Genomic DNA, 24,600 nt, shown 5'->3' with positions numbered 1-24,600 from the left:
ACGACCCTGCGCCCGGAGCAGGCCTCCTACATCGGCGTCGAGGTCGAGGGCCCGTACAAGCCGGACCACTACCGCTACTGACGGACTCCGCGGAGCCCGCCGCCGGCTCCGCCCCCCGGAGGGCCGCCCGCCACCGTGCGCGGGCGGCCCTCCGAACTTCGAGCGCACCTCTAGGCAGGTCGGCGAGGCTCGAACCGACTGGCACCCACATGGTCCGGCCATCCGGCCACGGGCGTCACGCCCCTGCTACCCCGGAGGAGACAACTGTGAGGCACAACCGATGAGGCGCGTCGTCATCACCGGCATCGGAGTGGTCGCACCCGGCGGAGTGGGCACCAAGGAGTTCTGGTCACTGCTGACGGCCGGACGCACCGCCACCCGCGCCATCACCCTGTTCGACGCGTCGCAGTTCCGGTCCCGGATCGCGGCCGAGGTCGACTTCGACCCGCAGGCGCACGGCATCACCGCCGAGGAGGCGCAGCGCCTCGACCGCGCCGCCCAGTTCGCCGTCACCGGAGCGCGCGAGGCCCTGTCCGACAGCGGGCTCGCCGGCGCCCTCGACCCGCTGCGCACCGGAGTGACGCTGGGCAGCGCCGTCGGCTGCACCACCGGCCTCGACGTCGAGTACGCCAAGGTCAGCCGCAACGGCGCCGACTGGCTCGTCGACCACGAGCGGGCCGTGTCCCACCTCTTCGACTACTTCGTGCCGAGCTCCATGGCCGCCGAGGTCGCCTGGGCCACCGGCGCCCAGGGCCCCGTGTCGATGGTCTCCACCGGCTGCACCTCGGGCCTCGACTCGATCGGCCACGCCCTGGAGCTGATCCGCGAGGGGTCCGCCGACGTGATGGTCACCGGCGCCACCGAGGCGCCCATCTCGCCCATCTCGGTGGCCTGCTTCGACGCCATCCGCGCCACCTCCCCGCGCAACGACGAGCCGGAGACCGCCTCGCGGCCCTTCGACCGCACGCGCAACGGCTTCGTGCTCGGCGAGGGCTCCGCCGTGCTCGTCCTGGAGGAGTTCGAACACGCCCGCCGCCGCGGCGCCCACGTCTACGCCGAGATCGCCGGGTTCGCCTCCCGCAGCAACGCCTTCCACATGACGGGGCTGCGGCCCGACGGCAAGGAGATGGCCGAGGCCATCCGCGCCGCCCTGACCGAGGCCCGCCTCGACGCCTCCGCCGTCGACTACGTCAACGCGCACGGCTCCGGCACCAAGCAGAACGACAAGCACGAGACCGAGGCCTTCAAACTGGGCCTGGGCTCCCGCGCGTACGAGGTGCCCGTGAGCTCGATCAAGTCGATGATCGGGCACTCGCTCGGCGCCATCGGCTCCCTGGAGGTGGCCGCGAGCGCCCTCGCCATCGAGCACGACACGGTGCCGCCCACGGCCAACCTGCACGAGCCCGACCCGGCCTGCGACCTCGACTACACCCCGCTGACCGCGCGCGAGCAGCGCACCGACACCGTGCTGACCGTCGGCAGCGGGTTCGGCGGCTTCCAGAGCGCCATGATCCTGACCCGACCGTCCCTGGGGGAAGCGGCATGACCGGCACCATCACCCGTGAGGCCCCGGCCGGGACCGCCGCGGTCCGCCCGGCGGCGGCCGTCGTCACCGGGATCGGCGTCGCCGCCCCCAACGGCCTCGGCACCGAGGCCTGGTGGGCCGCCACCCTGCGCGGCGAGAGCGGCATCGGGCCCCTGACCCGCTTCGACGGCAGCGGCTACTCCTCCGGCCTGGCCGGCGAGGTCCCCGGCTTCGTCGACGAGGACCACGTCTCCAGCCGCCTGATGCCGCAGACCGACCGCGTCACCCGGCTCTCCCTGGCCGCGGCCGCGGAGGCCCTGGGCGACGCCGGGGTCGACCCGGCCGAACTGCCCGAGTACGCGGCCGGCGTCGTCACCGCCAGCTCGGCGGGCGGCTTCGAGTTCGGCCAGCGCGAGCTGGAGGCCCTGTGGAGCAAGGGCGGCCAGCACGTCAGCGCGTACCAGTCCTTCGCCTGGTTCTACGCCGTCAACTCCGGCCAGATCTCCATCCGGCACGGGCTGCGCGGCGCCAGCGGCGTCGTCGTCTCCGAGCAGGCCGGCGGCCTGGACGCCGTCGCGCACGCCCGCCGCCAGCTCCGCAGGGGCGCCTCGCTCGTCGTCACCGGCGGCCTGGAGTCGGCCCTGTGCCCGTGGGGCTGGGCCGCGTACACCGCCTCCGGCGAGCTCAGCACCGGCACCGACCCGGCCCGCGCCTACGTGCCCTTCGACGAGGAGGCGCGCGGCTACGTGGCCGGCGAGGGCGGCGCCCTGCTGGTCCTGGAGGACGCCGCGTCCGCCCGGGACCGGGGCGCCCGCGTCTACGGCTCCGTCGCCGGCTACGCCGCCACCTTCGACCCGGCGCCCGGCACCGGCGGCGCACCCCGGCTCGCCGACGCCGCCGCCCTCGCCCTCGCCGACGCCGGCGTACGGGCCGACGAGGTCGACGTGGTCTTCGCCGACGCCGCCGGGTCCCGCGCCGCCGACCGCGCCGAGGCCGAGGCCCTCACCGGCCTCTTCGGCCCGTACGGCGTGCCCGTCACCGCGCCCAAGAGCATGACCGGAAGGCTCTCGGCGGGCGGTGCCTCCCTGGACCTCGCCGCCGCCCTGCTCGCCCTGCGCGACCAGGTGATCCCGCCGACCACCGGCACGTCCGCGCCCGCCGCCGAGTACCGGATCGACCTGGTCACCGGCGGGCCGCGCGAGGGCCGCGCCCTGCGGACGGCCCTCGTCCTGGCCCGCGGCCGGGGCGGCTTCAACTCCGCCGCCGTCGTCCGCGCCGCCGGCGCCTGAACCACCGCGCCGCCCTCCCCGCCGAGAGAAACCCGAACCGCCGCAACCGTCTTCCCCCACCGAGCGAAAGAGGTACCCCCGTGGACCGCCTGGACATAGCCGACCTGACCACCCTCCTGCGCGAGTGCGCGGGCGAAGGCGAAGGCGTCGACCTCGACGGCGACGTCCTCGACACCCTCTTCGTCGACCTCGGGTACGACTCGCTGGCCGTGCTGCAGACCACCGGCCGGATCGAGCGCGACTACGGGATCTCCCTCGACGAGGAGGCCATCGACGACGCCGAGACCCCCCGCCAGTACCTCGACCTCGTCAACCGGGCGATCGACGCGCGGACGCTCGTCGCGTCCCCGGCCGCCTGACCCTCCGCGCACCGCCCGCGCGCTCCCCGCACTCCCCACCCGGCTCCCCGCGCCGCCCCCGTACCGAGAGGTTTCCGATGACTGTTCCAAGCCGCCGACGGTTCGTCACGAGCACGGCGGCCGCGGCCGCCGCCACGGCCGCGGCGGGGGCCGGGATCACCGCCGCAGCGGCGGCGCCCGCCCACGCCCACCGGCCCGGCCGGGCCGACGCCGGGTTCGCCCCGGTCACCGTGGCGGAGAACGACCCGCGCTACGAGGACCTCGCGGTGCGCGGCACCAACAAGCGGTTCACCGCGCGGCCGGAGTCCTTCCGCGTGGTCTCCTCCACCGCGCAGGTCGTCGCCGCCGTCGGCGAGGCCGTGCGGGCGGGCGAGCGGATCGCCGTCCGCAGCGGCGGCCACTGCTACGAGAACTTCGTCGGCGACCCGGCCGTCCGGGTCGTCCTCGACCTCGGCCAGCTCGACACCGTCCGCTACGACGCGGGCCGCCGGGCCTTCGAGATCGGCGCCGGCGCCCGCCTCGGCGACGTCTACCGCACCCTGTACTACGGCTGGGGCGTCACGATCCCCGGCGGCGCCAGCGCCTCCGTCGCCTTCGGCGGCCACGTCCTCGGCGGCGGCTACGGCCCGCTCTCGCGCCGCCACGGCATCTCCTCCGACCACCTGTACGCCGTCGAGGTGGTCGTGGTCGACGCCGCCGGCCGCGCCCGCGCCGTCGTCGCCACCCGCGAGCCGGGCGACCCGCACCGCGAGCTGTGGTGGGCCCACACCGGCGGGGGCGGCGGCAACTTCGGCGTCGTCACCCGCTACTGGTTCCGCAGCCCCGGCGCCACCGGCGGCGACCCCACGACCCTGCTGCCCCGCCCGCCCGGCAGCGTGCTCACCTCCACCGTCATGTTCCCGCGCGACGGCCTGGACAAGGCGGCCTTCCGGACCCTGGTCGGCAACCACGGCCGCTGGCACGAGCGGCACAGCGGCCCGGACTCGCCGTACCGGGGGCTCTTCAGCGGCCTGGTGCTCCTCGGCCGCCAGCACCAGAACGACCAGGGCCTCGCCGCGATCGCCTTCACCCACCTCGACGCGACCCTGCCGAACGCCGAGAAGCTGCTCCAGGACCACATCGACGCGCTGACCGCGGGCGTGGCCGCCGAGCCGTGGGTCATGCCCACCGAGAAGCTGCCGTGGCTCGCCTCCGTCAACTCGCTGGCCGCCGCCCAGGACGCGGAGACCGGCCGCCAGAAGATCAAGTGCTCCTACCTGCGGCGCGCGTTCGACGACGCCCAGATCGACGTCCTGTACGACCGGCTGTCCGGCACCGACCACGTCCACGACACCGCGTCGGTCTCCCTCCAGTCGTACGGCGGCCGCGTCAACGCGGTGGCGCCCGGCGCGACCGCCTCGGCCCAGCGCGACTCGGTCCTCAAGGCCCTCTTCATGAACACCTGGCAGGACCCCGCCCAGGACGGCGACAGCATCGACTGGCTGCGCCGCCTGTACGCCGACGTGTACGCGGGGACGGGCGGCGTCCCCGTCCCCGGCGGCCAGGGCGACGGCTGCTTCGTCAACTTCCCCGACGTCGACACGGCCGACCCCCGCTGGAACACCTCGGGCGTGCCCTGGCACGAGCTGTACTACAAGGGCAACTACCGGCGCCTCCAGGCGGTGAAGTCCGCCTACGACCCGAGGGACGTCTTCCGGCACGCGCTCTCGATCCGCCCGGTCGGGCGCTGACGCCCGGCACGGGCCGGGGCAACGACGAAAGGACGGGGCCGGGGCGTGTCGCCCCGGCCCCGTCCGTGCCCGCCGTACGCCCCTCGGGGCCCGTCCGGCGGACCGCGGCCGGGCCGGCCCTACGCCGCCCGGCGCTCCAGGACCGTGACCGGGTAGAGGTTCGGCTCGCTGGTGCTCAGCTCCCGCAGCGCCGCCGCGTGCGGGGCGAAGGCGGGATGGGTGACCGCCGCGCGGAAGGACTCCTCGTCCTCCCACTCGGCCACGTTGACGTAGTGCCCCGGCAGGTCGCCGTGGCGCACCAGGCGGTGCGTGAGGAAGCCGGGCCGCGCGACGAAGAAGGCGGAGGTCTCCTCGAAGAGCCGCTCGAACTCCTCCGGCGGGCCGGTGACGGTGAACCTGTTGACGAAGGTGACCACTTCTAGCCTCCGGGTCTCGTGCGGACGGTCCGCGCTGCGAACGTCCTCCCTCCGGCTCGACCCGCGCTCGAACGGGAAACGAGCCGTCCCGTGAACCATGCCGTGCAGGCACCCCCATGCCCGGACGGGCCGGCCCGCCCGCCGGGCCGGGGCACCGCCGCACCCGCCCGCACGCCCCGAGGAAGGACACCATGGGATCCGAGTACGCGATCCACGCCGAGGACCTGCGCAAGCGGTACGGCGACGCCCCCGCCCTGAACGGCTTCGACCTGCGGGTCCCGCCCGGCACCGTGCACGGCCTGCTCGGCCACAACGGCGCGGGCAAGACCACCGCGGTCCGCATCCTCGCCACGCTCGCCGGCCTCGACGGCGGCCGCGCCGAGGTCGCCGGCTACGACGTGGTGCGCCAGAGCGCCCGGGTCCGGTCGCGGATCGGCCTGCTCGGCCAGTACGCGGCCGTCGACGAGGTGCTCAGCGGCCGCCAGAACCTGGTCATGTTCGGCCGCCTCTACCACCTCGGCAAGAAGGAGGCCGGCGCCCGCGCCGACGCCCTCCTGGAGCAGTTCGGCCTCGCCGACACCGGGAACAAGCAGGTCAAGGACTACTCGGGCGGCATGCGCCGGCGCCTGGACCTGGCGGCCAGCCTCATCCTCGCCCCGCGCGTGCTCTTCCTCGACGAGCCCACCACCGGCCTCGACCCGCGCAGCCGCAACGAGGTCTGGGCGGCCGTCCGCTCCCTCGTCGACGACGGCACCACCGTGCTGCTCACCACCCAGTACCTCGACGAGGCCGACCAGCTCGCCGACGCGATCTCCGTCATCGCCTCCCCCCGCAAGGAGGGCGGCCGGGTCATCGCCGAGGGCACCCCCGACCAGCTCAAGTCCGCCCTCGGCGGCGACCGCATCGACGTGACCGTGCGCAACGCCGCGGACCTGGGGGCCGCCGCGGGCGTCCTCGCCTCCGTCACCGGCACCGCCGTGGAGACCGACGAGGACAACCGGCGCGCCGGGGCCCCCGTCTCCGACCGGGTCGCCGCCCTCACCGGCGCCGCCCGCGCCCTCCAGGACGCCGGGGTGGACGTCGAGGACATCGCCCTGCGCCGCCCCACCCTCGACGAGGTGTTCCTGCACCTGACCGGCGAGCGCGCCGGGGAGGGCGCACGGCAGAAGGAAAAGGAAGAGGTGACGGCGTGACCACCGCCGATCCGCAGACCGACGTCCACCGGGGCGGCCTCGGCTGGGCCCTGTCCGACTCCTGGGTCCTGACCGGGCGTTCGCTCGCCCACTGGGCCCGCAACCCCGCCCCCGTCGTCATCGGGCTGCTCTTCCCGATCATGATGGTGCTGATGTTCGGCTACCTCTTCGGCGGGGCCATGCAGGTGCCGGGCGGCGGCGACTACCGCGAGTTCCTGGTGCCCGGCATGTTCGCCATGACCATGGTGTTCGGCATCGAGGTCACCATGCTCGCCGTCATCACGGACGCCTCCAAGGGCGTCACCGACCGCTTCCGGGCCATGCCCACCTCCTCCGCCGCCGTGGTCGTCGGCCGCAGCATCGCGGACATGCTCAACTCCGTCCTCGGACTGGCCGTCATGATCCTCTGCGGCCTCGCCGTCGGCTGGCGCGCCCACGAGGGGCTGCTCGACGCGCTGGGCGCCGTGGGCCTGCTGCTCCTGCTGCGCTTCTCCCTGCTGTGGGTGGGCATCTACCTCGGCCTCGTCTTCACCGACACCGCCGCCGTCACCGCCGTGCAGACCCTGGTCTGGCCGCTCGGCTTCCTGTCGAACGCCTTCGTCTCGCCCGAGACGATGCCGGGCTGGCTGGCCGCGATCTCCGAGTGGAACCCGCTGTCGGCCACCGGCACCGCCACCCGCGAGCTGTTCGGCAACCCGGGCTGGGAGGGCACCTCCTGGGCCTCGGAGCACGCGGTCCTGCTCGGGATCCTCTGGCCGGTCGTGATCTGTGCGATCTTCTTCCCGCTGGCCGTGCGACGCTACCAGCGGCTCGGACGCTGACCTCACAGGAGCAACCGGAACACATGGCAGAAGCAGTGACGACAACGGCCGTACCCGCCACCGGACTCGACCGGTGCGCCGTGGTCTTCGAACCGGACGACCCAGCCCGCACCGGAAGGCTCGCCTTCTGGCAGCCCGACGGAACCGACCTTCCCGACCTGCCGGGGGAGCGGGCCGAGGCCGCGCTCGTCACCGCCGCCGCCGACGGGACCGTGGAGACCCGCACGGTCCCCGTGCTCCGGCTCCCGGTCGCCGACGCGCTGCCGGTCCTGGCCCGCGCGGCCGGGCCCGGCGCGCGGGTCCACCCCGCCGCCGCGTTCTGGGGCGCCGCCACCGTCCTGGCCCTGCACCTGGCGGCCCGCCGCCGGCTGCTGCCCGGCGTGTCCGCCGCCGGGTACGACGCCTGGCGCGCCGGCCCGCTCGACCTGGACGACGTGCGCCGCATCCGCGCCCTGGCCGCCGCCGCCCCGCCCGAGGCCCGCGCCCTGCCGCTGCCCGGCCGCGGCGCCCCCCGGCTGCCCGACGCCGAGGGCCTCGTACGGGCCTTCCTCGACGCCGTCGCCGACACCCTGCCGCGCACCCCCGCCGCCGAGGCCGCCTCGGGCCGGGCCGCCTTCTCGGCCGTCCCGCCCCAGCACGTCCCCCAGCTGCGGGCCTGGGCCGAGGAGGTCTCCGCCGGACTCGACACCGGCGTCCGGCTCTCCCTGCGCCTGGAGCTCGACGCGGGCCCGGAGCCCGACCCGCACCCGGAACCCGACGGGGGACCCGGCCCGGAGCCCGCCCTGCGCCTGGTCCCCTGGGTGCACAGCCTCGCCGACCCCACCCTCGCCGCCCCCGCCCGCGACGTCTTCGACGGCGGCGGCGCCGGCTTCGGCTTCCGCGCCACCACCGACACCGCCCAGGCCGTCCGCCGGGCCGCCGGGGTCTGGGCGCCGCTGGAGCGGATGCTGCCCGTCCCCGGGCCGCTCGCCCTGACGGACGGCGAGGTCGACGAACTGCTCGGCGACGGGGCCGGCCGGCTGCGCGCCCACGGCATCGACCTGGACTGGCCCGAGGGCGCCTCCCGCGCCCTGGCCGCCGAGGCCGTGGTCGGCGCCGGGCTCACCCCGCCCACCGACATGCGCTCCCTCTTCGGCGGCGAGTCCACCGTCGACTTCCGCTGGCGCCTCACCCTCGACGGGGACCCCCTCACCGAGGAGGAGACCCGGCGGGTCGCCGACGCCGGACGGCCCGTGGTCCGGCTGCGCGGGCGCTGGCTCCTCGTCCCCGCCCGCCTCGCCCGCAAGGCCCGCGAGCCCGAACTGCCGCCGCTCACCCCCATCCAGGCGCTGGGCGCCGCCCTCACCGGCCGCGCCGAGACCGGCCGCGACGAGGTCGCCGTGGCCCCCACCGGCTGGCTGACCGCCCTGCGCGACCGGCTGGCCGACCCCGAGGGCGGCAACGAGCCGCTGCGGGTGCCCGAGACCCTGGACGCCACCCTGCGCGACTACCAGCTGCGCGGAGTGCGCTGGCTGGAGCGCATGACCTCGCTCGGCCTCGGCGGCTGCCTCGCCGACGACATGGGCCTGGGCAAGACCGTCCAGCTCATCACGCTCCACCTGTTCCGGCAGGAGCACGCGGAGACCCGGGGCCCGACCCTCGTGGTCTGCCCCGCCTCGCTGCTCGGCAACTGGGAGCGCGAGGTCGGCCGCTTCGCCCCCGGCACCCCCGTGCGCCGCTTCCACGGCCCCGGTCGGACGCTGGACGGCGCCGACGGGGGCTTCGTCCTCACCACGTACGGCACCATGCGGCTCGACGCGGAGCGGCTCGGCGCGCACGCCTGGGGCATGGTCGTCGCCGACGAGGCCCAGCACGTCAAGAACCCGCTGTCGGGCACCGCCAAGGCGCTCCGCCTGATCCCGGCCGACGCGCGGATCGCCCTCACCGGCACGCCCGTCGAGAACAACCTCTCCGAACTGTGGGCCGTCCTCGACTGGACCACCCCCGGGCTCCTGGGCACCCACGGCCGCTTCCGCTCCCGCTGGGCCAAGCCCGTCGAGGCCGAACGGTCCGCGACCGGCGGGACGGAGGAGCCCGGAGCGGCCGGGGCCCCGGAGGGCGGCGGCACCGCCGCACGGCTGGCCGAACTCGTCCGGCCCTTCCTGCTGCGGCGCCGCAAGACCGACCCCGGCATCGCCCCCGAACTGCCCCCGAAGACCGAGACGGACCGGCCGGTGCCGCTCACCCGCGAGCAGACCGCGCTCTACGAGGCGCTGGTCCGCGACGTGATGGCGGAGATCGGGAGCAGCGACGGCATCGCCCGCCGCGGCCTCGTCCTCAAGCTCCTCACCGGGCTCAAGCAGATCTGCAACCACCCCGCCCAGTTCCTCAAGGAGGAGGACGCGGCGAAGGCCGCCGGCGCCCCGCTCCGGCTGTCCGGCCGCTCCGGCAAGCTGGAGCTCCTCGACGAACTGCTCGACACGATCCTCGCCGAGGACGGCGCGGTGCTCGTCTTCACCCAGTACGTCGCCATGGCCCGGCTGCTCGAACGCCACCTCGCCGACCGCGGCGTCCCCGCGCAGCTCCTCCACGGCGGCACCCCGGTGCCCCGCCGCGAGGAGCTCGTGCGCCGCTTCCAGAACGGCGAGGTCCCGGTCTTCCTGCTGTCCCTCAAGGCGGCCGGCACGGGCCTCAACCTCACCCGCGCCGACCACGTCGTGCACTACGACCGCTGGTGGAACCCGGCGGTGGAGGCGCAGGCCACCGACCGCGCGTACCGGATCGGCCAGACCCGGCCGGTGCAGGTCCACCGGATGATCGCCGAGGGCACCGTCGAGGACCGCATCGCCGCCATGCTCCGGGCCAAGAAGGAGCTGGCGGACGCGGTGCTCGGGGCGGGCGAGGCCGCCCTGACGGAGCTGACCAACGACGAACTGGCCAACCTGGTCGAACTGAGGAGCGCGGGATGAGCGGATACGAGGAAGCGGGCGCCGCGGACACCGGGGCGCGCGGCTTCCCCGCCTTCCCCGCCCGCAAGGGCGGACGGGCCCGCGGCCAGTCCTGGTGGGCGAAGGCGTGGACCGGGGCGATGGAGGACACCTCCCTCGACCCCGAGCCGCTCAAACGGGGCCGCGCCGTGGCCCGCTCGGGCCGGCTCGGCCCGGTCACCGTCGCCCCGGGCCGGATCTCCGCGGTCGTGTACGACGGCGGGGAGGCCCCCGGCACCGTCGAGGTCGCCCTCGCCGAGCTGTCGGACGACGAGTGGGACCTGCTCTGGGAGAAGCTCGCCGAACGGCCCGCCGAGCTGGAGGCCTTCCTCGCGGGCGAGCTGCCGCCCGACCTCCTGGAGGCGGCCGAGGACGCCCGGGTCCGGCTGCTGCCCGGCTACGGGGACCTGGAGCCGGAGTGCGGCTGCGACTCCTACGACCACCCCTGCGAGCACGCCGCGGCCCTCTGCTACCAGGCCTCCTGGCTGCTCGACGAGGACCCCTTCCTGCTGCTCCTGATGCGCGGCCGGGACCGGGCGACCGCCCTCGACGAGCTCAAGACCACCGTGCTCCTGGGGGCGATGGGCGGATTCGGCGACGAGGACGAGGACGAGGAGGAGTACGAGGAGTACGACGACGGCGAGGAGGGCGCGGACGAGGAGGCGGCCGGGGACGGCGAAGGGCACGGGGAGCCGGATCCGGACGCGCCCGGCACCGACGCCCGCGAGGCCTACGCCCTGCCGCCCGTCCCGCTGCCCGCGCCGCCCCCGCTCCCGGAGCCGCCGCCCGCCCCGGAGGGGACCGGCACCGGGCTCGACGCCGACCCGATGGAGCGCCTGGCCGACGACGCGGCCGAGCGCGCCCGCGCGCTGCTCGCCCACGCCCTCGGGCACACCGCCCGGCCGCCCGCCCCGCTGACGGTCTGGCAGGACACCGTGCGCATCGCGGCCCGCGCCGACGAGCGGACCGTGGAGCGCCTCGCGCGGGCCGGCGGACGCGCGGAGGAGCTGCCGAGGGCCGCGGCCGCCTGGCGGCTGGCGGGAGCGGAGGGCCTGGCGGTCCTCGAAGAGAGCTGGACGCCCGAGCGGCAGGCCACCGCCCGGGCCAGGACCGAGCTGGCCGCCGGCTGGGACGCGGACGAACTGCCGGAGCCCGAGGTCGACGAGAACCGCTTCACGTACGCCGAGCGCGGTCTCCAGCTCCGCCGGGGGCGGGACGGCCGCTGGCACCCGTACCGGCGGGAGGGCGACGCCTGGTGGCCCGCGGGGCGGCCCGGGGCCGACCCCGTGAGCGTCCTCGCGGAACTCCTGGAGGGCTGAACCACCACTCTTTCCGGGCCCGCGTCCACCACCGGACGGGGGCCCGTCCGCCTTCCTCCGCCCGCCGGACACGGGCCCGCCCGTCTCCTCCCGGCCCTCCGGACTCGGCCCCTTCCACCTTCCCCCACCCGCCAGTCGCGGGCCCTTCCGTCTTCCCCACCCGCCGATCGCGGACCCTGCCGCCTTCCCCCGCCCGCCGGACACGGGCCCACCCGTCTCCTCCCGGCCCGCCGGACACGGCCCCCTCCGCCTTTCCCCGCCCCCCCCCACAGCCCCGTACACCGAGGCTCGAACTGTTCTCCAGTCGCGAAAACCACCATCGGTGGCACATGCATCGGCAGGAGGAGACGGGGGAGCATGACAGGCGCAGCCGGCGGAGGACGGGGACACACCCCGGCCGACGCCTTCCTCGCACACGCCCGGACGAGGCCCGGGGACACGGCCCTCGTCCTGCGGGACGAGGAGACGAGCTACGGACGGCTCCTCGACCTCGTCACGCGCGAGCGGGAGCGGCTGGCCGCCCTGCCGGCCGCCGCCGGCGAACCGGTCGGCGTGCCGGCCGTCAAGTCACCCGGCACCGTGGCCCTGGTCCTCGCCTGCCTCCTCGAACGGCGGCCCGTGCTGCTGCCCGCCGCGACCCTCGGACGCGAGGTGCTCGACCGGTTGTACGCGGGGGCCGGGGTGCGCCACGTCCTGACCCCCGGGTCCGCCGGGTCCGCCCCGTCCGTCCCGGCCGTCGAGCCCGCCGCGGTTCCCACCGGGACGGCCCTGCTGCTCACCACCTCCGGCTCCACCGGACTGCCCAAGACCGTGCCGCTGGGCGCCGCCGCGATCACCGCGTTCACCGACTGGGCCGCCGGCCACTTCGGCATCGGCCCCGGCACCACGGTCCTCAACTACGCGCCCCTCAACTTCGACCTGTGCCTGCTCGACGTGTGGACCACGCTGGCCCGCGGCGGCCGGGTCGTGCTCGTCGACCCCGACCGCGCCCTCCAGGGCCCGCACCTCCTCGACCTCGTCGCCCGGTACGCGCCCGAGGTCGTGCAGGCGGTGCCGATGTTCTACCGGCTGCTCGCCGACGCGGCCCGCGAGGCCGGCGGCCGCGCCCTGCCCGGCGTACGGCACGCGGTGTTCACCGGCGACACCGTCCCCGCACCCGTCCTGGAGGAGCTGCCGCGCCTGCTGCCCGGCGCCCGCCTCTCCAACGTGTACGGCTGCACCGAGACCAACGACAGCTTCCTGCACGAGGTGACCGACCCGGCCGCGCCCGTGCCGCTCGGCCGGCCCCTGCCCGGCGTGGAGGCGCTCGTCGTCACCGCCGACGGCACCGTGCTCGACGGCCCCGGCACCGGCGAGCTGTACGTCTCCACCCCCTTCCAGTCCGAGGGCTACCTCGGCGCCGCCGGGAACGGGGCCTTCGGGCCCGATCCCCGGGGCCCGGGGGCGGCGGACGGGCGGCGCTGGTTCCGCAGCGGCGACCTGGTGCGGCGGGACGAGCGGGGGATCCACACCCTCGAAGGGCGCACGGACTTCCAGGTCAAGGTGCGCGGGGTGCGGATCAACCCGCAGGAGGTCGAGCACGTCCTGCTCGCCCACCCCGAGGTGGCCGAGGCGGCCGTCCTCACCCTGCCCGACCCGGTCGCCGGCCGGCTGCTGCACGCCGTCGTGCGGCGCTCCGCCGGCAGCGGCCTCCACAGCCTCGCCCTGCGCGGGCACCTGGCCCGCGGCCTGCCGAGGGCCGCCGTCCCCTCCACCGTGCGGATCACCGACGAGCCGCTGCCCAGGACTTCCACCGGAAAGGTCGACCGCGACCGCGTCGCCCGCTCCCTCGCCCGCACCAGCAAGGAGAACTGACATGCCCGACACCCTGACCGCCGTGAAGCGGTTCGTCGTCGACGAGTTCCTGCCGGACGTGACCCCCGACCAGCTCGACGCCGACCTCGACCTGCTCGACGAGGGCGTCATCGACAGCCTGGGCCTGCTCAAGGTCATCGCGTGGATCGAGTCCACGTACGACGTCGACACCGACGAGGTCGACCTCGACCCGGACGCCTTCCGTTCGGCGGCCTCCATCAGCGCGTTCGTCGACGGCGTCCTCCCGCAGCGGGCGGAGGCGGCGTAACCATGCACGAGGCCCTGACCGCGCTCATCGGCGGCAGCCGACAGGTGGACCGGCAGACCTGGCGGTCCTTCTGGGACCGGCTCCACGACGGGGGCCTGCGCCGGGGCGAGGCCGTGGCGCTGCTGTCCTCCCTCTCCACCGCCGTGCCCGAACGCGCCACCCTCACCGCGCTGCTCGACTCCCTCGACGAGCGCCGGGCCCCAGTGGACCTGCGCTTCGACGGCACGGTCAACATCGTCGGCACCGGCGGCGGACCCCGTACGTTCAACGTCTCCACCGCGGCCGCGTTCACCGCCGCCGCCATGGGCGCGAAGGTGGTCAAGACCGGCTCGCGGGCCTTCACCAGCGGCTACGGCTCGGTGGACCTGCTCGAACTGCTCGGGATCCGCCCCACGGCCTCGTACGAGGAGACCCACGAGGTCCTGGAGCGGGAGGGCATCGCCTTCGCCGGGAACTTCGTCTACCCGGCCGAGGTGGCCCGGCTCGCCGGGCTCGTGCTGCCGCTGCGGATGCGCGACATCGGCCGGTTCGTCAACGTCCTCGGGCCCTTCCTGTCCGGCATGCCGGTCACCGCGCAGCTCACCGGGGTCTCCGACCCGCGGATGCTGCCCGCCGTCCGGCAGGCCGCCGAGCACACCGCGCGCCGCACCGGACGCACCGTCTGGGTCTGCGCCAACGACCTGGAGGCCGACGAGCTGATCGGCTTCGCCGCCAACCGGGTGTTCGGCTACGAGGACGGCGGCGAGGACGAGTTCACCCTGCGACCGCAGGCGCTCGGCCTGCGCCCCGGCCACCTGGGCGACCTGCGCCAGGCCGCGGGCGGGGACGAGCGGGTGGTGGAGGGCTTCCTCGCGCTGCTGTCCGGCGAGGGCGACCCGGTGGCCGAGGAGACCGTCTGCCTCAACGCCGCCGCGCTCGCGGTGGCCTCGCGGCTCACCTCCGACTGGCACGCCGCCCTGGCCGCCGCGCGCACCGCGCTCCACGACGGTTCGGCCCGCGCGCGCGTCGAGCGGCTGCGCTCACGGGCGGTGTCCTGTGTCTGAGACGCTGCTCCGCCCGGCGGCCCCCGGCGCGCCGGCCCCGTCCGCCGCACCCGCCCCCTCCGCCGCCTCCGCCGCACCGCCCCTGTCCGCCCCGTCCGCCGCACCTGACCCGTCCGCCGGCCCGTCCGCCTTCTTCGCCCGCCGCCGGCCCGGCCGCCCCGGCCTCGCACTCTTCCTCAACGCCGGCGACCCGCCGCTGGAACTGCTCCCCGAGCTGCTGGCGATGCTCGACGAGAGCGAGGTCGACTGCCTCGAACTCGCCGTGCCCTTCCCCGACTCGGTCACCGACGGCCCGGTCGTCCGCCGGTCCGCCAACCGGGCCCTGGCCCGGGGCGTGACCGCGGACGCCGTCCTCGCGGCCGTGGCCGCCGCCCGGCCCTCGCTGCGCCACCTGCGGATCGCGCTGCTCGCGGACTGGAGCCACACCGTCAAGGGCACCCCGCTGCCCGACTTCACCCGCAGGGCCGCCGACGCGGGCTGCGACGGGCTGCTGCTCCACGGGCTGCCGCCGCGCCTGCGCGAGGCCTACCACGACTCCGCCCGCGAGGCGGGGCTGCCGGTGGTCACCACCTGCTACGCCGTCTCCGGCCCGCTGGTCCAGGCCGACGCCGCCGCCCGCGCCGGCGCCTACCTCTACCTCGTGGCCCACTACGGCCGCAGCGGCACCGACGCCCCGCTCGACGAGCGGCGGCTGGCCGAGACGGTCCACCGGCTGCGGGAAACCGCCGCGGCGCCCGTCGCCGTCGGCTTCGGCGTCCGCACCGCCCGGGACGTCGCCCGGCTCGAAGAGCTCGGCGTGGAGTCCGTGGTGGTCGGAAGCGCGGGCGTGGCCCGCGTCGAGGACGCCCTCGCCCACCACCGCGACCCCGTAGGGGAGTTCGCGGAATTCGTCCGGGAACTGCGCGGCACCGCCTCCGCCAGGCCCACCCCCACCGCCCAGAAGGGAACCACGTCATGATCGTGCGCAAGCTGGAGGACCTCACCGCCGTCGAGTGGGGCAACGGCCTCAGCCGCCGCTTCCTCACCCAGTCCGACGGCGTCGGCTACTCGGTGACCGACACCGTGGTCCGGGCCGGCACCAGGTCCCGCCTGGAGTACCGCAACCACCTGGAGACCTGCTACTGCATCGAGGGCAGCGGCGAGGTCATCGACACCGAGGGCAACTCCCACCCGATCACCCCGGGCACCCTCTACGCCCTCGACCACCACGACGCGCACTGGCTGGTCGCCGCCCCCGACGAGGACCTGCGCCTGGTCTGCGTCTTCTCGCCCGCGCTGCGCGGCGACGAGCGCCACCGCCTCGACTCGCCCGAGTTCTCGCAGTACTGAGCCGGACCGGCGCACCGAACCGGCCAGGTCCCCGACGCACAGCCCAGGAGCACGTGGATGATCAAGTGGAGCGCCGACCAGCAGGCCCTGCGCGAGGGCCTCGGGCCGTACCTCGGGGACCTGAACGACGGTCACGTCGAGCGGGACGCCGCCGCGTCCTTCCCGCGGGCCCAGTGGGAGGTCCTGGCCCGGACGGGCATCCTCGGCCTGCCCTTCGACACGGAGTACGGCGGTCTGGGGCAGGACCTCCTCACCACCATGTACGTGCTCGAAGGGCTGGGGGAGGGCTGCCGGGACGCGGGCCTGAACTTCTCGGTCTGCACCCACATCGTCAGCACCGGGGTGCCGCTCCAGCGCTTCGGCTCCGCCGGGCTCAAGGAGCGGTACCTGCCCCGGATCTGCACGGGCGAGCTGATCGCCGCGCACGCCATCAGCGAGCCGGACAGCGGTTCCGACGCCCTGGCGATGCGCACCCGCGCCCGGCGGGACGGCGGGGAGTGGGTGCTCGACGGCAGCAAGGCCTTCGTCAGCAACGGCCCCGTCGCCGACCTGTTCGTCGTCTACGCCCGCACCAGCGACCGCCCCGGCCCGCTCGGCTTCACCGCGTTCCTCGTGGAGCGCGACACCCCCGGCCTCCGGGTCGGGCGGCCCATCGCCAAGATGGGCCTGCGCACCTCGCCGCTGAGCGAGCTGTTCCTCGACGGCTGCCGCGTCCCGGCGGACCGGGTGCTCGGCCGCGTCGGCGGCGGCTACCTGGTCATGGAGTACGTGATGCGCTGGGAGATCCTGCTCTCCTTCGCCGTCAACGCGGGCGAGATGCGCGGCCGGCTCGACCGCTGCGTCGCGTACGCCCGGGAGCGCACCCAGTTCGGCCGTCCCATCGGCGACAACCAGGCCGTCTCCCACCGGATCGTCGACATGCGCGTCGGCGTGGAGACCTCCCGCGGCCTGCTGTACGGCGCCGCCGAGAAGATGGCGGCCGGCGAGAGCGTCACCGAGGAGATCGCCATCGCCAAGCTGGTCACCAGCGAGGCCAACGTGGCCTCCGCGCTGTCCGCCGTCCAGATCTTCGGCGGCAACGGCTACATGGCCGAGTACGGCATCGAGAAGGAGCTGCGCAACTCCGTCGCCGGAACCATCTACTCCGGGACCTCGGAGATCCAGCGCAACCGCCTCGCCGCGCTGCTGGGCCTCTGACCCCCGACCGAAGCGGACAGGACACCCCAGCATGGACCCGAACACCCTGCGCCCCACCGAGTTCCTCGACCACGGGTCGGCGGAGGTGCGCGCCTTCGTCCGCGAGTCGCTGCCGCCCGGCGACCCCACCCCGCGCGAGGCCGCCGTCGCCCTCTACCACGCGGTCCGCGACGGCATCCGCTACGAGGTGTACGGGGCGGACCTCTCCCGCCGGGGCCTGCGCGCCAGCGAGGTGCTGCGCACCGGCTCCGGCATGTGCCTGCACAAGTCCGTGCTGTACGCGGCCTCCCTGCGCTCGCTGGGCATCCCGGCCCGGCTCGTCCTCACCGACGTGCGCAACCACCTCGCCTCCGAGAGGCTGAAGCTGCTCCTCGGCGGCGACGTCTTCACCCACCACGGCCTGACCTCCGTCCACCTGGACGGGCGCTGGGTGAAGGCCACCCCGGTCTTCAACCGGAAGCTGTGCCGCCTCTACCGGATGGCGCCGCTGGAGTTCGACGGCACGGCCGACAGCCTGCACCACCCCTTCGACGAGCGGGGCCGCCGGCAGATGGAGTTCCTGCGCGTCCACGGGGAGTTCGACGACCTGCCCTACGACCGGGTGCTGGCGGACCTGCGGGCCGCGCACCCCGGCCTGTTCCGGGACGGCTCGGCCGACTCCTTCGCCGAGGGCTCGCTGGTCGCCGACGCGCGGCGGGCGGTGGCCGGGTAGTGCTGGTCAAATTCTGCGGGGCCGTCACCGAGGACGAGGCGGTGGCCGCCGCCGGTGCCGGGGCGGACCTGCTGGGACTCTGGTACGCGGTGCCCGGCGGCCCGGCCGAGCTGCCGGCCGGGCGCCTGACGGAGCTGGCCGCCGCGACCCGCGCGACCGGCCGCACCGAGCCGGTGCTCGTCACCTTCTCGCACGACGCCGAGGACCTGCTGCGGGTCCTGGCCGGGGCCCGGACGGCCTGGGTGCAGCTGCACGGCTTCCAGCCGCCGTCCGTGGTGCGCCGGCTGCGCCGGGGCGCGGGCCCCGGGCTGCGGATCGTCAAGGTGCTGCACGTGGACGACGCCGGCCGCTGCCCGGAGGAGGGCCTGCTCCGCGGCTACGAGCGCGCGGGCGCCGACCTGTTCCTCTTCGACGCCGTCGGACCCGGCGGGCGGCTCGGCAGCACGGCCCGCGCCCTCGACCCGGCGGCGGTCGTCGCGCTCGCCGGCCGTACGGACCTGCCCTTCCTGCTGGCCGGCGGGCTGCACGCGGGCAACCACGGCCCGTTCGCCCCCGTCCGGGAGCTGCCCGGCTTCGCCGGGATCGACGTGGACTCGGCGGCCCGCGGCCCGGCCGGCCGGATCGACGGCGCCGCCGCCTCGGCGGTCGCCCGCGCGTGGCGGGCGGCCGGCCCGGTCCGTACCCGTCCGGTGGGGGTGGTCGCGTGAGCGCCTTCGCCGACGCCCTCGCCGGGGCCCGCCGCCCGCTGGTCATGGAGGTCAAGCGCCGGGACGCGGACGGCGCCGACCTGCTCGGCGGCCGTCCGGTCGCCGAGGTGGTCGCCGCCTACGAGGCGGCGGGCGCGCCCTGCGTCTCGGTGGTGACCGGCCGCTGGTTCGGCGGCGACGAGGAGCTGCTCTCCGAGGTGGCCTCGCTGACCGCGCTGCCGCTGCTGCGCAAGGACTTCATCACCAGCCGGGGCCAGCTCAGGAGGTCGCGGGAGCGGGGCGCCTCGGCGGTGCTCCTGACGGCCGGGCTGCTGTCGGGGGACACCCTGGAGCGGCTGACGGATCAGGCCCTGGAGCTCGGCCTCACCCCGTTCGTCGAGGTGGCCGACGCGGCGGAGGCGGCCGCGGTGCGGCACGGCGAGCACTGTGTCGTCGCCGTCAACAACAAGGACATCGCCACCCGGGAGCGCGGTGCGGGCGACCTCGGGCGCAGCGGGGAGCTGCTGCCCGCCGTCCGGGCCACCGGTACGCGGTTCCCGGTCAGCGCCAGCGGGATCCGGCGGCCGGAGCAGGCCGCCGCGCTGGTCGGCGCGGGCTACGCCGGGCTGTTGATCGGCACCGGCCTGCTGCGCGCGGACAGCCTCGCGGGCTGGTGCGCGGAGTACGACCGGGCCCGGGCCGCGCGGTGCGCGGGCCCGGACCCGGTCAGGGAACCGGACGGGTCCCGGGGGACGGACCGGTCCGGTGGCGCGGGGGCCTCAGGCGCGGGCGGCTGAGGCGTCGGCGGCCGGGGTGCGGGCGGCCGACGCGCGGCCGGCCGGGGTGCGCCGGGCCGCCGCGGACTTCCGCCGGCCGCGGGCCGTGCGGCCCCACGGCTTGTAGACGGAGACCACGGCCGCGACGGTGAGCAGGACGAACAGCATCGGCACGCTCCACAGCAGGAACTCGGCGGGCCAGCCGGGCTCCGGGGTGCCGCGGCCCGCGTCGGCCGTGTTCTTCGTGGCCTCGATGACGATCGGGTGGATCACGAACCACGCGAAGACCGTCATGAAGAGGGTGATGACCCACTTCACGATGATCCAGAAGTGCTGCATGAAGCCCCACACGGTGCCCCAGGACAGCAGGATCCCGGAGAGCGCGGCGCTGACGCTGAAGACCGTGACGCTGGTGTCGTCGAAGACGTACATCGCCTTGTAGACGCCCTTGGCGACGGCCGGGTCGTCGGTGGTGTAGCCCATGACGGCCAGGACCACCATGGACAGGGACAGGCCCACCCAGCCGACGGAGGTCACGACGTGGACCGCCAGCGTGAGCCGGCGCGCCCTGCGGCTGAGCTCGAACTTCTTCTTCGCCTTCACCGGGGCCTGCCTCCCCTTCGCGGTCGGCGCCGACGGGGCGGCGTCGGTCTCCTGCGGGCGTTCGACGGACGGTGCGGACAAGATTCATGCCTCCTGCGGACTGTGGGGATCATCGGCGAGGGCATAAACTCTTTATGCCGTACGGTGAAACTTCGTACAGAGTACAGAGCTAGTGCCTCCGAGGCGAGGGGATGTCAAGGGAATGGCGAAAAACAGCGGTAAGAACGAGGGCCGGACGGACCCCGGGCGCACCCTGGCACTGCTGTGGCGGGACTACCACGGACCGGCCAGGAACACCCGAGGACCCAAGCAGGGACTGACCGTCGACCGCATCGTGGATGCTGCGATCCACATCGCGGACGAAGAAGGGCTGGCCGCCCTCTCCATGCGCAAAGTGGCCGAACCCCTGGGGGTCTCCACGATGTCGCTGTACACCTACGTCAACGGCCGGGCCGAACTCGTCAACTGCATGTTCGACAAGATCCTCTCCGAGTCACCGTCTCTGGACGGAGTCGAGGACGGGTGGAGAGCCGCTCTGGAGCTGTACGCCCGCGGCGCCCACGACATCGCCCTCCGCCACCCCTGGGTCCCGCCCCTGATGTCCTCCCGGATGCTCATGGGCCCCCACGAGACCGCTGTCTGGGACGGGGTGCTGCGCGCCGTCTCCACGACCGGCCTCGACGAGCGCGACATGCTCGCCGTCGTCAACCTCGTCAACGGCTACGTGCGCGGCGCCGCCCTCCAGGACGCCGACAGCCGCCAGGACGAGCGGCGCGGCGGGCTGAGTCACCAGGAGTGGTTCGAACGCACCGGCCCCGAGCTGGAGCGCCTCATCCCCTTCACCCGCTTCCCCACCCTCACCCGGGTGTGGATGACCGGGGTCTTCGAGGAGCCCGGCTCGGGCTTCGGCGCCGACGGCGGCTTCGAGTTCGGCCTCCAGCGCGTCCTCGACGGCGTCGAGCGGTACGTCGACCGGTGCGCGGCCGAGCGCGCGGAGGAGGGCGGTCGAGCGGACCTCCGGGACCCCTCCAGCCCGGCGGCCGACGCTGGCACCACAACTGGCCGAGACGTCTCATCTGGCTGAGACCGTGGTACGAGGGTGGAGCAGCGTGACAGTTCTGGTGACAGGCGCGACGGGATCCGTCGGCCGCCACGTGGTGGCACAGCTCGTGGACGCGGGAGTGCCCGTCCGGGCCCTCACCCGCAACCCGGAGGCAGCGGGCCTGCCCCCGCAGGTCGAGGTCCTCGCCGGCGACCTGACCAGGCCGGAGAGCGTCCGCGAGGCGCTGCGCGGAGTGGAGAAGCTCTACCTCTTCCCGGTCCCCGAGACCGCGACCGAGGTCGCCGCCGCGGCGGCGGAGGCCGGCGTGCGCCACATCGTGGTGCTCTCGTCCTCCTCCGTCCTCGACGAGTCCGGCGACAACCACAGCGGCGAGCACCACCGCACCGTGGAGAAGGCCGTGGAGGCCTCCGGCGTCGACTGGACCTTCGTGCGCGGCGACGAGTACGCCACCAACGTCCTCTGGAAGTGGGGCCACTCCATCAGGACCGAGGGCGTGGTCCGCGCCCCCTACGGCGACGCCCCCCGCGTCCTGGTCCACGAGAAGGACATCGCCGCCGTCGCCGCCGCGGCCCTCCTGGAGGACGGGCACGCCGGCCGGGCGTACGTCCTCACCGGGCCCGAGGCCATCACCCAGGCCGACCAGGTCGAGGCCATCGGTGCGGCCCTCGGCCGGACGATCCCCTTCGAGGAGATCACCCCCGACCAGGCCCGCGAGCAGATGGGCCGCTTCATGCCGGCGCCGGTCGTCGAGATGGTCCTCGGCTACCTCGCCGACGCCGTCGAGAACCCGCCGGTCCCCGTGGACACGGTCGAGAGGGTCACCGGCCGCCCCGCCCTGACCTTCGCGCAGTGGGCCGTCGACCACGCCGGGGACTTCGCCCCGCAGGAGCAGGACCGGAGCGCGGCATGACCGTCACCACGGGCACCGGCGCGACCGCCGGCACCGGCCGCCCCGCCCCCGCCAACCCTTCCGTCACCATGACCGGCAGCGGCGAGCCCGAGCAGCGCGTCGAACTGACCGACGCCGGACGCCCCACGGCCGGCCGCGGCAAGGTCGTCGTCGAGGTCGAGGCCGCCGGCGTCTCCTACGCCGAGGTGCAGATGCTCCAGCACCTCCACCCCTTCCCGCCCCGCTTCCCCTTCGTCCCCGGCTACGACCTCGTCGGCCGGATCACGGAGGTCGGCGAGGGCGTCACCGGACGGCGCGTCGGCGACCGGGTCGCCGCCATGCCCCGCTACGGAGCCTGGCAGCGCTACGTCGAGGTCCCCGCGAAGGTCCTCGCCCCGGTCCCCGAAGGCCTGGACGCCGCCGAGGCCGTCTCCCTCGTCACCAACGGCGTGACCGCCTGGCAGATGGTGCACCGCCTCTCCGGCGCGCGGCCCGGCGACACCGTGCTCGTGCACGGCGCCAGCGGCGGCGTCGGCACCCTGCTCACGCAGATCGCCGTCCACCACGGACTGCGCGTCATCGGCACCGCCTCGCCCGCCAAGCACGACGCCGTGCGCGCGCTGGGCGCGGAGCCCCTCGACTACCGCACCCCGGACTTCCCGTCGGCCGTGCGCGCGCTCGCCCCCGAGGGCGTCGCCGCCGTCTTCGACCACATCGGCGGCAGGGGCCTGGACGACGGCTGGGCCGTGCTCGCCCCCGGCGGCACCCTGGTCTCCTTCGACTCCTCCGTCGCCGGCTACGAGCCCGGCCAGTGGTTCCGCCCGCACGTCCCGGCCCTGCGCCGGACCCTCACGCACGCCCTCGCCCGCCTCTTCGGCCGCACCGGCGGCCGCCGGATGCGGATGTACTACGTCAAGCCCGGCAAGGACTTCGACGCCGACCTGGGAGCCATGTACGAGCTGCTGGCCCGGGGCGTGCTGCGCCCCGAGATCGCCGGCCGCCTCCCGCTCGGCGAGTCCGCCGCGGCCCTGCGCGCCCTGCTCGACGGCCGCGCGGTCGGCAAGTACGTCCTCGTCCCCTGAAAGGAACCCCCATGACCGCCACGCTCACCGAGACCCCCGCCGGGACCTCCGTCGAGAACTCCGCCGGCGTCCCCGCCGGGGAGACGATCCAGGCGCGCAACAAGCGGATCGCGCTCGACTGCGCCGCCGCCTGGAACCGCTGGGAGCTCGACGGCATCCTCACCCACTGGCACCCCGAGATCCGCCACTTCTCGGAGGACCGCCAGGTCGACACCGAGCAGATGGTCGGCGCCATGAAGGGCGGCCTCGCCGCCTTCCCCGACCTCCACCTGGACGTCAGGAGCGCCGTCTCCGAGGACGACCGCGTCATCCTGCGCATCACCGTGACCGCCACCCACCTCGGCGAGTTCATGGGCAAGGCGCCGACCGGCAAGAAGGTCACCTGGTTCATGCTGGAGGAGCTCCGCTTCGACGCGGACGGAAAGATCATCGAGCACTACGACGTCTTCAACTACATCCCGATGCTGAAGGAGCTGGGCTTCATCCCGGCGGACGGCCAGTGACCGGGACCGGGACCGCGGTCCGGCTCCCCGGGGCGACGGTCACCGAGGTGGCCGACGGCGTCCACGCGTACGTGCAGCCCGAGGGCGGCTGGTGCCTGAACAACGCGGGCATCGTCGCCGACGGCGGGCGCAGCGCCCTCGTGGACACCGCGGCCACCGAGGCCCGCGCCCGGCAGCTCCGGGCGGCGGCCCTGCGGATCGCCCCGCGCCCGCCGCGCGCGGTGGTCAACACCCACTTCCACGGGGACCACACCTTCGGCAACTTCGTCTTCCCCGAGGCCGTCACCGTCGGCCACGAGCGGACCCGCGCCATGGTGCGGGCCGCCGGACTGCACCTGACCGGCCTCTGGCCCGAGGTCTGCTGGGGCGACATCGAGGTCACGCCGCCGGAGCTGACCTTCCGCGACGCCGTCACCCTGCACGTCGGGGACACGCCCGTCGAGCTGATCCACATCGGGCCCGCGGCGCACACCACCGACGACACGGTGGCCTGGCTGCCCGAGCAGCGCGTGCTGTTCACCGGCGACCTGGTGATGAACGGCGTCACGCCCTTCTGCGTGATGGGCTCCGTGGCCGGCTCGCTGCGCGCCCTCGACCGGCTGCGCGCCCTCGGCGCCACCACCGTCGTGCCCGGCCACGGACCGGTCGGCGGCCCGGAGCTGTTCGACGCCAACGCCTCGTACCTGCGCTGGATCCAGCGGCTGGCCGAGGAGGGCGCCGCCGCCGGGATCGCCCCGCTGGAGCTGGCCCGGGACGTCGACCTCGGACCGTACGCGGACCTCCTCGACGCCGAGCGCCTGGTCCCCAACCTGCACCGCGGCTACGCCGAGGCGCGCGGGCTCCCCGAGGGCTCGCCCCTCGACATCGGCGCCGTGTTCGACGAGATGATCGTCCACCACGGCCGCCACCCGGTCTCCCTGGCCTGATCCCCGCCCCTCCGGCACGACGTGGGCCGGGCGCCGCCCGAAGGCGGCGCC

General features: G+C 75.1%; 25 protein-coding genes. 23 read left to right on the top strand and 2 right to left on the bottom strand.

The genetic code is table 11. The features are described from left to right. The 5 genes from ACIQKA_RS25280 to ACIQKA_RS25260 all read left to right on the top strand — a co-directional run. The coding region (locus ACIQKA_RS25280; RefSeq protein WP_402542461.1) for an adenosylhomocysteinase at positions 1-81 on the top strand (81 nt) is incomplete at its 5' end. 199 nt (positions 82-280) lie between these two features. Beyond that, positions 281-1,546 carry a beta-ketoacyl-[acyl-carrier-protein] synthase family protein gene (locus tag ACIQKA_RS25275; RefSeq protein ID WP_383150739.1) on the top strand — a complete coding sequence of 422 codons (1,266 nt, stop codon included), beginning with the start codon at positions 281-283 and terminating at the stop codon, positions 1,544-1,546. Then, complete coding sequence (locus tag ACIQKA_RS25270; protein ID WP_383150737.1) at positions 1,543-2,814, top strand: ketosynthase chain-length factor; 1,272 nt, start codon at positions 1,543-1,545, stop codon at positions 2,812-2,814. The genes ACIQKA_RS25275 and ACIQKA_RS25270 overlap by 4 nt, the downstream gene beginning before the upstream one ends. A gap of 80 nt (positions 2,815-2,894) precedes the next feature. Next, the gene (locus tag ACIQKA_RS25265) at positions 2,895-3,173 is read left to right on the top strand and encodes an acyl carrier protein (RefSeq protein WP_383150735.1); all 279 of its coding nucleotides are present in this window, start codon (positions 2,895-2,897) and stop codon (positions 3,171-3,173) included. A 77-nt stretch (positions 3,174-3,250) separates the two neighbouring features. Further along, complete coding sequence (locus tag ACIQKA_RS25260) at positions 3,251-4,903, top strand: FAD-binding protein (protein WP_383150733.1); 1,653 nt, start codon at positions 3,251-3,253, stop codon at positions 4,901-4,903. Between the two features lie 119 nt (positions 4,904-5,022). On the opposite strand, the gene ACIQKA_RS25255 is transcribed toward ACIQKA_RS25260, so the two are convergent. Further along, on the bottom strand, positions 5,023-5,319 hold the full coding sequence (locus ACIQKA_RS25255) for an antibiotic biosynthesis monooxygenase family protein (protein WP_376243484.1): 297 nt from the start codon (positions 5,317-5,319) through the stop codon (positions 5,023-5,025). A gap of 191 nt (positions 5,320-5,510) precedes the next feature. Between ACIQKA_RS25255 and ACIQKA_RS25250 the strand changes: the two genes are divergently transcribed. From ACIQKA_RS25250 to ACIQKA_RS25190, 13 genes are all read left to right on the top strand, one after another. Further along, a complete protein-coding gene (locus ACIQKA_RS25250; RefSeq protein WP_383150731.1) occupies positions 5,511-6,512 on the top strand; it encodes an ATP-binding cassette domain-containing protein in 1,002 nt (333 codons plus the stop codon). Further along, complete coding sequence (locus ACIQKA_RS25245; protein WP_383437816.1) at positions 6,509-7,333, top strand: ABC transporter permease; 825 nt, start codon at positions 6,509-6,511, stop codon at positions 7,331-7,333. The genes ACIQKA_RS25250 and ACIQKA_RS25245 overlap by 4 nt, the downstream gene beginning before the upstream one ends. A 23-nt stretch (positions 7,334-7,356) precedes the next feature. Then, the gene (locus tag ACIQKA_RS25240) at positions 7,357-10,281 is read left to right on the top strand and encodes a DEAD/DEAH box helicase (protein ID WP_402542457.1); all 2,925 of its coding nucleotides are present in this window, start codon (positions 7,357-7,359) and stop codon (positions 10,279-10,281) included. Continuing rightward, entirely contained in the window at positions 10,278-11,618 is a 1,341-nt protein-coding gene (locus ACIQKA_RS25235; protein ID WP_402542456.1) for a hypothetical protein, read from the top strand. Before ACIQKA_RS25240 ends, ACIQKA_RS25235 begins: the two co-directional genes overlap by 4 nt. Positions 11,619-11,975: 357 nt before the next feature. Then, positions 11,976-13,472: an AMP-binding protein gene (locus tag ACIQKA_RS25230; protein ID WP_402542455.1), complete on the top strand. Its 1,497-nt coding sequence runs from the start codon at positions 11,976-11,978 to the stop codon at positions 13,470-13,472. 1 nt (position 13,473) lies between these two features. After that, positions 13,474-13,740, top strand: coding sequence for a phosphopantetheine-binding protein (locus tag ACIQKA_RS25225; RefSeq protein WP_383437807.1), 267 nt, complete (start codon positions 13,474-13,476; stop codon positions 13,738-13,740). Between the two features lie 2 nt (positions 13,741-13,742). After that, the gene (locus tag ACIQKA_RS25220) at positions 13,743-14,783 is read left to right on the top strand and encodes an anthranilate phosphoribosyltransferase (RefSeq protein WP_383150720.1); all 1,041 of its coding nucleotides are present in this window, start codon (positions 13,743-13,745) and stop codon (positions 14,781-14,783) included. Next, complete coding sequence (trpA, locus tag ACIQKA_RS25215; RefSeq protein WP_383437804.1) at positions 14,776-15,741, top strand: tryptophan synthase subunit alpha; 966 nt, start codon at positions 14,776-14,778, stop codon at positions 15,739-15,741. The genes ACIQKA_RS25220 and trpA overlap by 8 nt, the downstream gene beginning before the upstream one ends. Then, entirely contained in the window at positions 15,738-16,112 is a 375-nt protein-coding gene (locus ACIQKA_RS25210) for an ectoine synthase (protein WP_375967806.1), read from the top strand. The genes trpA and ACIQKA_RS25210 overlap by 4 nt, the downstream gene beginning before the upstream one ends. 57 nt (positions 16,113-16,169) lie before the next feature. Beyond that, positions 16,170-17,309: an acyl-CoA dehydrogenase family protein gene (locus ACIQKA_RS25205; RefSeq protein ID WP_383150718.1), complete on the top strand. Its 1,140-nt coding sequence runs from the start codon at positions 16,170-16,172 to the stop codon at positions 17,307-17,309. Positions 17,310-17,340: 31 nt separating this feature from the next. Beyond that, on the top strand, positions 17,341-18,021 hold the full coding sequence (locus ACIQKA_RS25200) for a transglutaminase family protein (protein ID WP_383150716.1): 681 nt from the start codon (positions 17,341-17,343) through the stop codon (positions 18,019-18,021). Further along, the gene (locus tag ACIQKA_RS25195; RefSeq protein WP_383437799.1) at positions 18,021-18,728 is read left to right on the top strand and encodes an N-(5'-phosphoribosyl)anthranilate isomerase; all 708 of its coding nucleotides are present in this window, start codon (positions 18,021-18,023) and stop codon (positions 18,726-18,728) included. Before ACIQKA_RS25200 ends, ACIQKA_RS25195 begins: the two co-directional genes overlap by 1 nt. Further along, complete coding sequence (locus ACIQKA_RS25190; protein ID WP_391096947.1) at positions 18,725-19,504, top strand: indole-3-glycerol-phosphate synthase; 780 nt, start codon at positions 18,725-18,727, stop codon at positions 19,502-19,504. Before ACIQKA_RS25195 ends, ACIQKA_RS25190 begins: the two co-directional genes overlap by 4 nt. Here the strand turns inward: ACIQKA_RS25190 and ACIQKA_RS25185 are convergent. Next, positions 19,487-20,167, bottom strand: coding sequence for a DUF2269 domain-containing protein (locus ACIQKA_RS25185; RefSeq protein WP_375967882.1), 681 nt, complete (start codon positions 20,165-20,167; stop codon positions 19,487-19,489). The genes ACIQKA_RS25190 and ACIQKA_RS25185 overlap by 18 nt on opposite strands. Positions 20,168-20,288: 121 nt before the next feature. Between ACIQKA_RS25185 and ACIQKA_RS25180 the strand changes: the two genes are divergently transcribed. From ACIQKA_RS25180 to ACIQKA_RS25160, 5 genes are read left to right on the top strand one after another with little or no spacing between them, the layout of a single operon-like run. Continuing rightward, the gene (locus ACIQKA_RS25180) at positions 20,289-21,170 is read left to right on the top strand and encodes a TetR/AcrR family transcriptional regulator (RefSeq protein ID WP_402542451.1); all 882 of its coding nucleotides are present in this window, start codon (positions 20,289-20,291) and stop codon (positions 21,168-21,170) included. Between the two features lie 25 nt (positions 21,171-21,195). Further along, the gene (locus ACIQKA_RS25175) at positions 21,196-22,059 is read left to right on the top strand and encodes an NAD(P)H-binding protein (protein ID WP_391096948.1); all 864 of its coding nucleotides are present in this window, start codon (positions 21,196-21,198) and stop codon (positions 22,057-22,059) included. Next, positions 22,056-23,120, top strand: coding sequence for a zinc-binding dehydrogenase (locus ACIQKA_RS25170; protein WP_383437790.1), 1,065 nt, complete (start codon positions 22,056-22,058; stop codon positions 23,118-23,120). The genes ACIQKA_RS25175 and ACIQKA_RS25170 overlap by 4 nt, the downstream gene beginning before the upstream one ends. Positions 23,121-23,131: 11 nt before the next feature. Beyond that, positions 23,132-23,623, top strand: coding sequence for an ester cyclase (locus tag ACIQKA_RS25165; RefSeq protein WP_383150704.1), 492 nt, complete (start codon positions 23,132-23,134; stop codon positions 23,621-23,623). Next, on the top strand, positions 23,620-24,549 hold the full coding sequence (locus tag ACIQKA_RS25160) for an MBL fold metallo-hydrolase (RefSeq protein ID WP_390111940.1): 930 nt from the start codon (positions 23,620-23,622) through the stop codon (positions 24,547-24,549). The genes ACIQKA_RS25165 and ACIQKA_RS25160 overlap by 4 nt, the downstream gene beginning before the upstream one ends. Positions 24,550-24,600 lie beyond the last annotated feature (51 nt).

Source organism: Streptomyces sp. NPDC092045 (assembly GCF_044756005.1).
Taxonomy (GTDB): Bacteria; Actinomycetota; Actinomycetes; order Streptomycetales; family Streptomycetaceae; genus Streptomyces.
The sequence above is the reverse complement of the archived record's forward strand: the minus strand, read 5'-3'. Positions and strand labels throughout refer to the sequence as shown.